This window comes from Dactylosporangium sp. NPDC050688 (assembly GCF_040654515.1).
Taxonomy (GTDB): Bacteria; Actinomycetota; Actinomycetes; order Mycobacteriales; family Micromonosporaceae; genus Dactylosporangium.
This window is the reverse complement of record NZ_JBFAIC010000134.1, coordinates 1-11680: the sequence shown is the minus strand read 5'-3', so window position 1 is coordinate 11680 and position 11680 is coordinate 1. Positions and strand designations below refer to the sequence as shown.

At 73.8% G+C, this 11680-nt stretch carries 11 protein-coding genes; all 11 read right to left on the bottom strand.

Going from position 1 to position 11680, the window contains the following annotated elements:
* Positions 1-109: 109 nt before the first annotated feature.
* On the bottom strand, positions 110-1414 hold the full coding sequence (locus tag AB0H83_RS50775) for an ATP-grasp domain-containing protein (RefSeq protein ID WP_360110912.1): 1305 nt from the start codon (positions 1412-1414) through the stop codon (positions 110-112).
* A gap of 11 nt (positions 1415-1425) precedes the next feature.
* Positions 1426-2166 (bottom strand): TauD/TfdA family dioxygenase, encoded by a 741-nt coding sequence (locus AB0H83_RS50770; protein ID WP_360110909.1) that lies wholly within the window; start codon positions 2164-2166, stop codon positions 1426-1428.
* A 58-nt stretch (positions 2167-2224) separates the two neighbouring features.
* On the bottom strand, positions 2225-3034 hold the full coding sequence (locus tag AB0H83_RS50765; RefSeq protein ID WP_360110906.1) for a hypothetical protein: 810 nt from the start codon (positions 3032-3034) through the stop codon (positions 2225-2227).
* Complete coding sequence (locus AB0H83_RS50760; protein WP_360110903.1) at positions 2997-3761, bottom strand: class II glutamine amidotransferase; 765 nt, start codon at positions 3759-3761, stop codon at positions 2997-2999. The genes AB0H83_RS50765 and AB0H83_RS50760 overlap by 38 nt, the downstream gene beginning before the upstream one ends.
* Before the next feature lie 9 nt (positions 3762-3770).
* The gene (locus AB0H83_RS50755) at positions 3771-5234 is read right to left on the bottom strand and encodes a hypothetical protein (RefSeq protein ID WP_360110900.1); all 1464 of its coding nucleotides are present in this window, start codon (positions 5232-5234) and stop codon (positions 3771-3773) included.
* 17 nt (positions 5235-5251) lie between these two features.
* Positions 5252-6538, bottom strand: a complete 1287-nt coding sequence (locus AB0H83_RS50750; protein WP_360110897.1) for an aminotransferase class III-fold pyridoxal phosphate-dependent enzyme — start codon at positions 6536-6538, stop codon at positions 5252-5254.
* On the bottom strand, positions 6535-7641 hold the full coding sequence (locus AB0H83_RS50745) for a potassium transporter TrkA (protein ID WP_360110894.1): 1107 nt from the start codon (positions 7639-7641) through the stop codon (positions 6535-6537). Before AB0H83_RS50745 ends, AB0H83_RS50750 begins: the two co-directional genes overlap by 4 nt.
* Positions 7638-8828, bottom strand: a complete 1191-nt coding sequence (locus tag AB0H83_RS50740) for a hypothetical protein (RefSeq protein WP_360110891.1) — start codon at positions 8826-8828, stop codon at positions 7638-7640. The genes AB0H83_RS50745 and AB0H83_RS50740 overlap by 4 nt, the downstream gene beginning before the upstream one ends.
* A gap of 13 nt (positions 8829-8841) precedes the next feature.
* On the bottom strand, positions 8842-10227 hold the full coding sequence (locus tag AB0H83_RS50735) for a DUF6002 family protein (RefSeq protein WP_360110888.1): 1386 nt from the start codon (positions 10225-10227) through the stop codon (positions 8842-8844).
* A 1-nt stretch (position 10228) separates the two neighbouring features.
* Entirely contained in the window at positions 10229-10651 is a 423-nt protein-coding gene (panD, locus tag AB0H83_RS50730) for an aspartate 1-decarboxylase (RefSeq protein WP_360110885.1), read from the bottom strand.
* 206 nt (positions 10652-10857) lie between these two features.
* The gene (locus tag AB0H83_RS50725) at positions 10858-11523 is read right to left on the bottom strand and encodes an AfsR/SARP family transcriptional regulator (RefSeq protein ID WP_360110915.1); all 666 of its coding nucleotides are present in this window, start codon (positions 11521-11523) and stop codon (positions 10858-10860) included.
* Positions 11524-11680: the final 157 nt, after the last annotated feature.

Sequence of the window (11680 nt, the reverse complement as noted above, 5' to 3'; positions counted from 1 at the left end):
CCGCGCGGGGCGGGTGTATTTTCGTGCTATTGCCGGTCAAACCGCCCGGGCGTGTGGCGGGGGAGCCTATCTTGGGGGCGGGGGGGTCGCCGTGGGGCGACCGCCCGGTTCAGAGCCGGCCGGCGACGCAGCGCCGCAGGCCGCTGCGCACGTCGGGCAGGTCACCGCGGATGACGACCCTGCCGACGCCGACGTGGCGCGCCCGGTCCGACGCCAGCCGCGCCCCGTCGCCGGCGGGCGGCCCGGCCGGTGGACGGCCGGCGCGGTGCAGTTCGACGCTGGTCCGGGCCACGGCACGCGTCCCCGGCGCGGCCCTGGCGGGCGCGACCGCGTCGTGCCGCAGCTGCTCGGCGGCGGCGATCTCACCGTCGTCGGCGAGCGTCGCCTGACCGACGACCACCGGCGGGTCGGGCGGGTCGGGCAGGCGCACCGGGCCGTCGCCGAGGTGCGTCCGGAACGTCAGCTCCGCCCAGTCGGCCCCGGTGACCTTCGCGACCAGACCGACCAGGCCGCCGCCGGACAGCCGGAAGCCCATCTCGACGAACGCGTAGCGACCCTCGCCACCGATGACGTCGACGTGGAACGGCCCGTCGCGGTACCCGACGGCGGCGACGCAGTCGTGGGCGAGCGCGGCGAGCGCCGGTTCGGCAAACGCGCCGTGCGTGCCGATGTGCCCGAGCTCCCGGAAACCGGTCAGCGCCGTGCCGGGCACCGGCTCGTGGGCGGTCAGCTTCTCGCAGACCGTCAGGACACGCGCGGCCCCGCCGTGCACCAGGCCCTGGATCGAGTACTCGGTGCCGGTGATCACCTCCTCCACCAGCAGGTCGGCGAACGGCCCGCCGTCGTAGTTGCGGGTGGCCCGCACGGCGTCGAGCGCGGCGGCCCGCTCGGCGGCGTCGCGGGCCAGGAGCACGCCCAGCCCGCCACCGCCGTCGCTGGGCTTGACCACCTGCGGAAACCGCATGGCGGCGAGGGCGTCGTCGAACTGCGGGCCCGGCCGGAACCGCACGTGCCCGGGCTGCGCGATCCACGGCGCCGCGCGGGACAGTGCGGCCCGCTGCGCGAGCTTGTCCGGGGGGACGAACGGCGCACCGGCCAGCGCGAAGCCGCTGCGGACGTAGCGCTCGAACCCGGTCAGCACGAGGACGGGCCGCACACCGCGGGCGGCGAGGGCGGCCGACACCTGCCCGGCGTCGGCCGGCTCCGCGACGCCGATCTCGACGTCGAACGGGCGCCGGCCGAGCGCGGCCCGCCAGCTCACGTACTCCGGCGTCTCCACCAGCACGGCCGGCAGGCCACGGCGCCGGGCGCAGTCCAGATACGGGTCCAGCCCGTCACGGGTCGCGCCGACCTGCACGAACGACGCCGCCGCCGGGACAACCGACGCGGTCGCGGGGCCAACCGACGGATTCATCGGCCCGGACCTCAGCCCGCGACCTGGATGCGGCGCAGGTGCCGGCTGCGGTCGGTGAAGGCGTTGCGGGCGTGCAGCAGCCGCCAGTTGTTCCAGACCAGCACGTCGTTGCGGTGGTAGTCGATGGCGATCTGGTGGTCGTAGAAGTTGTCCCGCCACCGGTCCTGGATCGCCACCACCGGGTCGTCGTCGGCCCGCAGCAGGTTGTTGCACGAGAAGCGAACGATCATGCCCTTCTCGTGCTCCTCGAGGATCGGGTGCTTGGTGTGCAGGTCCAGGCCGAGCCGATTGACGCCCTCGGTGGTCTTCCACTCGAACTCGGTGTCCAGCAGGAAGCTGCGCTCGTCGTCGGAGAGGGCGGCGACCCAGGGTGCGGTGTCGGCCAGGGTCGTCTCCCCGCCGGGTCCGCTGGCCGGGGACACGCACCACAGCGCGATGTACCGCGGCGGCACCACCGTGAAGTCGTAGCCCTCCGAGTGCGGGGTGAGCGGCCGGGTGTTCCCGGCGTGGTAGACGTCGTCCATGCCGGGCTCGGGCCGCACGTCACCGACGACGGCGCCGGTGTAGTTGGGCACGAACGAGCCCAGCGAGCGGCAGAACTTCACCTGGTCGAAGTCGTCGGGCACGTTGACCATCAGGACGTAGCCGTGCTCGTCCATGAGCTGGGCGAAGGTGCGCCGCAGCAGGTCCGGGTCGAGCGGGTCGCCGTTGAAGTCGGTCTGCGACAGGATGCTGATGGGTGACGAGGACACGGGAACCTCCGGAGTCGGGTCGCTTGACGGAATCGATAGGCAGGATCGTGCGGGCCGGTCAGCCCCAGACGACGCCGTCGGTGAGCGCGTCGTCGTCGAAGCCGATAAAGAAGCCCAGCGTGGTGCGGTCGGCCCCGCCGACCCGCGCGATCTCGTGATAGTTCGTCGGGTTGATCAGGTACACGTCGCCGGCGTGCGGGGTGAAGACGTGCCGCGGCGCGCCCTGGACCACGGCGGCCTCGTAGCCGAGGTGGCCGGGCACCTTGAACCGCTCGTCGTCGGGCTGCCACGGCCTGCGGTAGATGTGCAGCTCGCCGCCGGTGTCGCACTCCTCGACGCAGACCACGCAGCTGAGCTGGTGGCGCAGCTCGGCCAGGGTGAGCTCGGTGCCCGCCGCGTCGCGCATGATGTTGTCGTTGTGCAGGGGGTTGCTGACCCCGTCGGCGTGCACGCGCACGACCGCCTCGCCGTGCACCCGGGCGCCCGGCTCGCGGGCCGGTTCGAGGCTGTTGAGCCCGAACGCCTTGACCAGCGCCGTGCGCACCTGCGCCGCGAGGTCGAAGCCGACCGCGTCGAGGCGGTCCTGCGCGGCGCGGGCGTCGGCGAAGTACTCGTCCGGCCGGTCCAGGTACTTCGCCAGGTACGGCCCGATCGTCGTCAGCGCGCCGTTGGCGTAGCGGGTGGTCGTCGCGGTCGCGAAGATCCGCCGCAGCGCGGCCCGGTTACGGTCGAACTCCTCGGCCGGCAGCAGGCCGCGCAGCCGGACCACGGCGACGTCGCCGAGGACCAGTCGGCGCAGCAGAACCGGGTCGGCGTCCTCATTGCCCAGGTCAACGTCGACCCGCGGCCACGTCGGTTCGGGTGCCATGCTCGTGCTCCTCTCCTGTGAAGGGCGGGTGGGGCAGGTTCAGCACCACGTCGGCGTCCAGCGGCGTCCAGCCGCTGCCGAGGGCGGGGATGACCTCAGAGGCGACGACGTCCAGGCCCGGGCGGCGCAGCCGGTGCATGCTGAAGTAGCGGGGGTACGGGGTCCCCGGCGGGCTCCAGTGCACGACGTAGGAGCGATCGGGGTTGATCACGACGGCGTTGCCGGAGCTGCCGCCGGGCGGGATCGCCCGCAGCCGGCGCAGTGCCTCCGCGGCCGCGATGGCGGCCGAGCCGGGCGGCACGAGGTAGTCGAAGTACTCCGCCGAGTCGAACCGCGACGCGGGCAGGCCGAGGCTGCGGTGCACGGTCGGCAGGAAGCCGTTGTGCATGAAGTACCAGGGCATCGCCTCACCGGCGCGCTGCAACGGGTGCGTGAACCGCTCCCCCATGGTGTGCGGCAGCGTCGCGTGCCGCACGTGGATGGCCAGCACGTCGGCCCGCACGGCGCACAGCGGCCCCGCGGACCAGCTGTCGGCCATCGTGCGCGGGTCGCGGTGCACCCGCAGCGTGCCGGGCTCGGCCGGGTCCCGCCACACCGCGCCCCACCCGTTCGGGTGGCACTTGACGGGGCTTTCGTGGTCGGCGGTGCCGCCGGTGCTCATGCCCAGCGCCGCCTGCACGATCTCGGCGACGTCGAACCGCCCGCGGGCCAGGATCAGTCGGCACACGATGCGCTCCTAACGGCCGGAGATGAGTTCGGCGACCGCCGGGCCGGCGCTCGCGTGCCGGGTGCTGATCACCGCCTTGTGCGGGTCGCCGGCCAGGATGGCCTCCAGCATCGAGCCGTCGGCGGCGCCGTTCGGACGTCCTGGTACCGGGCTGCGGTACACGGTGCGCAGCTGCTCCAGGTCCAGGCCGCTGACGCCGGTGAGGAACTCGGCGTCCTGCCGCGACGGGGGCGCGCCGGCCAGTGCCGCGTGCAGGTCGTCGAGGCGGCCGAGCGCGGTCGGGTGCTCGCGGCTGACGAACCGGTCGAGTTCGCGGCCCTGCCCGGCGAACGGTGCGTACACCATGCAGATCAGCTGCTGCTCGGTGAGCCGGTAGGAGTCCCACGCGAACGTGTTGATCCGGGCGCGCAGCCGTTCCGCGGCGCCCGGCGCGCGGTACCGTTCGGCCATCGTGTCCACGAGCACCTGCGGGAACTCCTTGCGGTGCATGAGGTCGATGGCGAAGTCGACGTACTCGGCAAGGCCCTCCACGTAGTCACGACCGTAGAACCGCTCGCATTTCAGCGCCCGCAGGTGGGCCATGAGCGCCGGGTTCGCGCAGTCGGACTCGGTGAAGCTGAACGCGAGCTCGTCGAACTCGAAGCCCAGGAAGTCCGTCAGCAGCCGCCAGTGGTCGCCGGAGCTGTACTCCGTCTCGTCGTAGATGGAGAAGAAGCACAGCTCGGCGGGGACCGCGGAGGTGATCCGCCGTGCGCTGACCGCCGGGCCCGGGCCGTGGATGTCGGTGAAGTACGTCTGCGACAGGTCGTCCAGCGCGTGCAGGAAGCCCTTGAATCCCGGCGTTCCGGTCGCGCCGCGGGAGCCGAAGCGCCGCGCCAGCCGGTGCACCCACAGCACGTAGGCGCGCTGCTCCTGCCGCGAGTCGCCGGTGACGATCACTTCGACGCCGCCACGGTACGCTGCCGCCAGCCCGAACGCGTTGACCATGCTGAGGTTGCAGGCGTTGCAGAACGTCGGGCGGGCGTCGGCCGCGGTGCGGTGCCCGGTGAGCAGCACGTCGGTGCGGTTGCGCGCCAGCACCGTCGGTGAGTGCGGCAGGTCCGCGTCGAACGGGCGGACCTCGTCGGCGTCCACGAGCAGCAGCTCGCAGCGGTCGTCGCCGTACAGGCCGAGCGCGGTGTAGACCCGGTCGATGTTGCGCATCACCGCGTCCGGCATGCCCGCCTGCCGGTTGGTGGCGACCCGCAGGGTGAACGTCGCGCCGGTCTCGGCGAGCAGGGTCAGCTGCATCGCGCGGACGAAGGCGACGGTGTAGGAGCTGTCCTTGCCGCCGCCGTAGGCGACCAGCACGACGTTGTCCCCCGGTGCCGGCTTCGGCAGGGACGCAGACAGCCGCCGGGTGCAGCGGCGCACGTTGTCGCGGTCCTCGGCCGACAGCTGGTCCAGCAGCGTCGTGAGCAGTTCGGTGTGCATCGTGTGTCCTCCCGTGTTCAGATGCCGGCGGGGACCGGCGCCGCGGCGTGCAGCGCCGAGTCCAGGCAGTCCAGTGCGGTGTCGACCTCGCCGGCGGTGACGGTCATCGGCGGCGCGAGCCGCAGCGTGCTGCCGGACCGGCCGCCGAGGCCGACGAGCAGCCCGTGGTCGCGCGCGGCGGTCAGTACGCGCTGTGCTCCGGCCGGGTCGGGCGCCCCGGTCGCCGGGTTCACGACGTCGACGGCGACCATCAGCCCGTAGCCGCGGACGGCGCCGACCGCCGGATGCCCGCCGTGCCGGCGCAGGCCCTCGACCAGCTGGTCGCCGCGGTCGCGGGCGCAGCGGCGCAGGTCGTGGTCCAGCAGGTAGTCGACCGTGGCCAGCGCGGCGGTCGCGGCGAGCGGGTTGCCGCCGAACGTGGAGATCGTCCGTCCGTCGATGCTGTCGAGCAGCTCGCGGGTACCGACGACGCCACCGATGGCCAGGCCGTTGCCGAGGCCCTTGGCGAAGGTGATCGCGTCGGGCGTGACGCCGTGCGCCTGGTACCCCCACCAGTCCCGACCGGTGCGGCCCCAGCCGGTCTGCACCTCGTCGCAGATCAGCACGCCGCCGCGGGCCGCGACCACCTCGCGGTAGGCGTGCAGCAGCCCCGGCGGCAGGCCGTGGAAGCCCGCCAGGCCCTGGACCGGTTCGACGATGAGCGCCGCGACCGGAGCACGGTCGGCGTCCAGCCGCCGCTGCAGGTCCGCGGCGCACTCCTCGACCGACGGGGCGGGGCCGTCACCGTCGGCGCGCCCGTTGGCCGCGACCGTGACCCGGAACGGGCCGAACGGGCTGGGCCGCCAGCCGGCCAGCGTGGACACGCTGCTGGTGGCGAAGGTCCGGCCGTGGTAGCTGTCGGCGAGGGCGACGACGTGGTTGCTGCCGCTGCGGCAGGCGGCTGCCAGCAGCGCGGTCTCGTTGGCCTCGGAGCCGGAGTTGACGAAGAACGCCACCGGGTCCGGCACGCCGGCGATCGCGCGGAGCCGCTCCGCCAGTGCGATCTGGGGTTCGATGAGGTACAGCGTTGAGGTGTGCACGATGCCGGTGGCCAGCTGCGCGGCGACGGCGTCGCGGATCTCGGGGATCGCGTAGCCGACGGAGGTGGTCAGGATGCCGCCGAAGAAGTCGAGGTAGCGGCGGCCGTCGTGGTCGGTGACGTGCCGGCCCTCGGCGGTGCGCAGGGCGATGGGGTCCGGGTAGTAGGTGCCGACCCAGCGCGGGAACGCCGCGCGGTGGCGTTGGACGAGATCCTGTGCGGTCATGCCGACTCCTCGGGTTCTTGCCCGCGCAGCCGCTCGCGCAGCTCCAGCAGGGTGGTGCACAGCCCGGGCAGCGCCTGGGGTGCGAAGGTCGCCGGCAGGCCCGGCAGGTGCGCCGCCAGGGCCCCGCGGGCCTGGTCAGTGAGGCGGACGACCCCGTCGGGCGCGACCGTCGCGCCGTCGAGCGCGGACACTTCGGCGGTCCACGCCAGCGCCGCGGTCAGGGGTACGCCGGGCGGCAGGCGCAGGGTCAACGTGCCGTCGCGGATCTCGACCGGGAACCCGCCGGGCAGGCCGAGCGGGCCCGGCGCGTGGCCGGTCCACTCCCCGCCGACGGCCAGCGCGCGCACCATCCCGGCGGCGACCGTCGCGCCGAGGTTGTTGAGCCGGCCACGGGATCCGCGGGCCGCCTCCAGCAGCGTCCCCACGTCCGCGTGCGGGACGTCGTCGACCCACCACCGGGCCTCCAGCCGTTCGTGGGGCGGCCGGTGCAGGTGCGCGTGATGAGCGAGGATCTTGAGCCGGGCGGGGTCGGTCAGGTCGAGGGCAGCGCCGGCCGCCGCGGCCAGCGAGGCCACGTTGCCCAGCCCGCACAGGACGGGCAGGCCGCGGGCGTGCAGCGTCGGGTTCACCGCGTCCGGGAAGCAGGCGTTGACGAAGGTCACCGGCCGGTCGCCGCCGACGTCGGCGCAGGCGGCGGCGACGGGCGCGGCGAGGGCCGCCTGCAGCGGCAGGGTAACGGCGAAACCCGCCGTGCGGACCAGCTGCGCCCAGCGGCTGCCGTCGCCGCGGAACTCGGCCGGCGACTGCAGCGACGCGCACAGGACCACCACGCCGGGCCGCAGCCGGGCCAGCAGTCCCCGGACGTCGGCGGTCGGCCCGATCTCGGCGTGCACCGGGCGGAACGCCGCAGCCGCGTCCACGGCCACCGGGCCGGCCGCAGCGTCGGCCGCAGCGCAGACACGTTCGGCGGCTCCCGGTGTCCGGCCGATGACGTGCACGGTGCTGGCCGGCGGCAGCCCGGCGGTGGCCAGGGCGCGGCACAGGACGGTGGCGAACTCGCCGGTGCCGATGACCGCGATCGACACCGGCCCGTCGCGGCTCACGACGCACCGAGCCAGGCGTCGAGGTCGACGATGCGCGGTTCGGGCAGCCCGGGGCACTGGGCGCTCACCTGCAGCCGGGCCGGGCGCCGCGCGTCGGTGAAGTACCGCGGCTCGAACCCGGCGCCGGCCTGGGCCAGCAGCGGGTTGGCGACCAGGAAGTCGCGCACCGCCGGGGTGTCGTTGACGACCCGCAGGTACATCCGCTTGGTCGCGAAATGGTTGGGCGGCAGCACCACCCGCGGCGCGAACTTGCGCTTCCACTGGAAGATGCCCTTGCTGAGCAGCGCCTCGGTGCCGAACAGGTCCACCTGCGACACGCCGTGCGTGCCGGCCCACTCCAGCAGCAGGTGGTACACCGCCTTGAACGCGCCGCTGTCGTAGTGCGCCGGGTCGCCGTCCAGCACGCCGAGCAGCCGCGTGGTCAGCGTGCCCGCATCCGAGCGGTGGCACAGCGCGCCGGCGACGCGCTGGTCGCCCTGGCGGACGAAGAACAGCGTGCCGTGCCGCAGCACGGCATCGCGGGCCACGCTCAGCTGCTCGCTGCGGCCGCGTTCGCCGTGCCGGAGCCGCATCGTCGGCACGTGCATGCGGTGGTAGAAGAACTCCAGCGCGGCCGGCGACGGGTCCTCCTCCAGCGTCCAGCCGGAGCGCTTGCGGTTGCGGCGGAACTCCCACCGCTCGCGCTTGGAGATGCGCTGCTGCTGTTCCTGCGGGTCGGCGGCGACGTCGACGACGAGATGGACGCGGAACGGGGCGAGCAGCGCGCGGTCGCTGGGCAGCCGGGCCGTGCGGTGCGCCTCGGCGCCGACGACGACGAGGTCGGCGTCCGGCCAGCGGCCCGCCTCGAGGTCGCGCCAGCGCACCGTCGAGCGGGTCCGGGCCGCCGTCGGCCCGGCCACCGCGTCGCGCTGGTGCTCCAGCAGCTGCAGCAGGTTGATCTCGCCGACGGGCAGCCCGGCGTAGGCGATGCTCACCTCGCCGCTGGTGCTGTCCGAGCGGACCAGCGGCAGCGCCTGCCCCCGGCCGTCCCAGCATCGCCGGGCCACCCGTGCCGCCCGCGACGGGCTGTTGTTCCAGGCGTACGCGAGCCGGGCCGCCCACGCCGGCGCGATCGGTTCGGTGCCGGTTGTGGTGGCGGTGGTCGCGGCGGTGGTCGCGGCGGTGGTGGTGCTGGTGACTGTGGCCACCGACGTCCCCTCTCTACCGGGCCCGGCCCTGTTCCGCCAGCGCGGCGTAGAACACGGCGCTGCGCACGTCGCACGCGCTGCGCACGGTCTGCACGGCCGCGTCGGGCATCGGGTCGAAGTCGTCGGTGCCGTAGGAGCCGGAGCCGTGCAGCAGGACCTCGTCGTCGCTGATCAGGCCCCGGTCGATGGCGTTGAGCACGCCGGTGGCGGCCATGACCAGCGACCATTCGCGCAGCCGCCGCGGGTCCGCGGGCAGGTCGACGCCGGCGTCGGCGAAGCGGGTCCGCAGCGCGGGGTACCGCTGCAGGCACTCGTGCAGCGAGACCACGATCCCGCCGCCACCGCCGGTGCGGATCAGCCGGTTCATCTCCGCCGACGTCGGCGGCCGGTGGGTGTAGAACGTCGGGTCGAGCACCTCGTCCGGGTCGAACGTGGTGGCCGGGAACCGGGGGTCGGTGTCCTGGTGGTAGAGCCCGTCGGCGGCCCGGTAGGTGTAGCGCGGCAGGTACGAGCGGTCGGTCTCACCGAAGTACAGGCTGAGCACCATGTCCGGCGTGTCGAGGTGCTGCACCAGGAAGTAGCTCGGGTCCCCGGACGCGCCGATCGCGGTGTGCCCGAGGTGGTGGCCGAGCAGCCCGTAGGCGCTGGAGACCGCGTGTGCGTGCAGCCGGGTGTCGCCGGGGCGGGCCGGGGAGACGTCGCGCTCGAACATGGCCCGGGCGGCGTCAGCGGTACGGTAGTTGTCCAGGTCCAGCGAGTACCACAGCCGGATCCCGGTCAGCGCGTGCAGCGCCTCCGCGTGGCCGTCCACGACCTCGCGCGCCAGCGTCTTGACCGCCGACCGGTCCGGTCCGGGCAGGCACAGCACCGGGTTGCGGGCCGCCAGCCCGGCATCGCCGGACAGCGGCGACGCCCACAGCTTGGGCCTGGAGGCCGCCGGCACGACCACGGCGATGCGCAGGTCGTCGGGGCCGACGAGGCCGTGCTCGACCGCGCGCAGCACGGCGTCGCGCAGCGCCGTTGCCTTGTTCGCCGACGACGGTGTCAGGATCATGATCCGTTCGCCGGTGCGCTGGATGTGCGCGACCGCGCGGGCGATCATGAGTAGCGACGCCAGGGTCTTCGTGGTCCTGGTCCGCGGGTTGCCCATCAGGTTGAGCAGCGTCAACCGGATGTCGCGGTGCGAGCCCAGCGGCGCGGCGCGCACCTGGCCGGCCTCCAGGAACGCCTGCAGCGCCGGGGTGAGCTCCGGCAGGTCGAAGTCGGGTGCGAAGTCGGCGGGGCGGCCCGACGCCGGCGGGCGGGCCGCGCGCACGTCGGCCATGACGGCGCGCAGCTCGTCGTAGTAGCGCAGCAGCGGTGCGGCGGCGGTGTCCGGTGCGTGCACGACGGCGGTCATGTCACACCTGGCCGACGAGGACGTCGCCGCGGACGGTGGCGGTGCCGGGGATCGCCTCGGCCGGATCGTCGCCGCGGGCGAGAATGCGGTTGTCGCGGTCGACGAACACCACCGACGGGCGCAGCTCGGCCGCCTCGGCGTCGGTCACCGTCGCGTACCCGATGATGATCACAAGGTCGCCGGGGCTGATGAGCCGGGCGGCGGCACCGTTGATGCCGATGACGCCGGAGTCACGCGGCCCTTCGATGACGTACGTGGACAGCCGCGCGCCGTTGTCGATGTCGACGATGTCGACCTTCTCGTGCGGCAGCAGGCCCGCGGCCTCGATGAGGTCCGCGCTGATGGTGACCGACCCGACGTAATGCAGGTCGGCCTGCGTCACCGTGGCCCGGTGGATCTTCGACTTGAGCATCTCCCGCATCACTGCGCTGCCCCTCTCGGAGTCGGAACGTCGTGGCACCGACATTTCCAGCGCCGCGTGTAGCCGGCCCCGCAGCGCGGGTGTAGCCGAGGTGTAGCGGCCGCGCCCTTTTGCGGTCAGCGCTCTCCGCGGTCCGTGCCCGCCCTGCGGACAGCACAGCGGTGGCCCGTCCGTGCGGACGGGGCCACCGCTGTCGGGGTGCCGGACGGTCAGCCGGCCAGGGCCAGGATCTGCCGCTCGGCGTCGCGCAGCTCCCGGCCGGGCTCGAGCCCGACCTCGTTGACCAGGGTGGTGCGGGCCGAGCGGTAGACGGCGAGCGCGTCGGCGTTGCGCCCGGCCTGCGACAACGCCCGCATCAGCAACAGGTACGGCCGTTCGTGCAACGGGAACCGCGCGGTGAGGCCGGTCAGTTCGCAGATCGCCTCGCTGACGTGCCCCGCCGCCAGGTCCGCCTCGGCGCTGAGCTCACGGACGCTGGAGTACACCTCGTCGAGGCTCACCCGTTCCGCCGCCGCCGACGGGCCCACCGCGACGTCGGCGAACGCCTGCCCGCGCCACAGTCCCAGCGCCCGGGCGAGGGTCTCGCGGGCCTGTGCCGGGCGGTTGGCGGCCAGCTCCGCCCGGGCGTCCTGGGCGAGGTGCCGGAACTCGGTCGCGTCGAGACTGTGCCCGCCGAGGCTCAGCATGTACCCGGCGGCGTGGGTACGCAGGTGCGTCCCGCCCGGTGGCCCGGTCGCCAGCAGCTTGCGCAGTTGGGAGATGTACTGCCGCACGAGGTTGCAGGCGGTGGGCGGCGGGCGCTCGCCCCACAGCTCGTCGACGAGATGGTCGAGGCTCACGACCTGGTTGGCGTTGATCAGCAGGACGGCGAGCAGACCGCGCGGCTTCGCCGCGGTGATCCGGCGCTCGGCGCCGCCCTGGACGCACAGCGGGCCGACCTCGGCTATTCAGGCGGGTTGGTCATCGGTGGGGGTTGATGCAGAGAAGGTGCACCTGGCCTGCGAGGATTTGAGTGTCTAGATCAAGTCCGGC

What these genes read in the sequence shown, in the direction of transcription:
- AB0H83_RS50775 (WP_360110912.1), bottom strand. Translation starts at nt 1,414, where the DNA reads ATGAATCCGTCGGTTGGCCCCGCGACCGCGTCGGTTGTCCCGGCGGCG.
- AB0H83_RS50765 (WP_360110906.1), bottom strand. Translation starts at nt 3,034, where the DNA reads ATGGCACCCGAACCGACGTGGCCGCGGGTCGACGTTGACCTGGGCAAT.
- AB0H83_RS50755 (WP_360110900.1), bottom strand. Translation starts at nt 5,234, where the DNA reads ATGCACACCGAACTGCTCACGACGCTGCTGGACCAGCTGTCGGCCGAG.
- AB0H83_RS50750 (WP_360110897.1), bottom strand. Translation starts at nt 6,538, where the DNA reads ATGACCGCACAGGATCTCGTCCAACGCCACCGCGCGGCGTTCCCGCGC.
- AB0H83_RS50735 (WP_360110888.1), bottom strand. Translation starts at nt 10,227, where the DNA reads ATGACCGCCGTCGTGCACGCACCGGACACCGCCGCCGCACCGCTGCTG.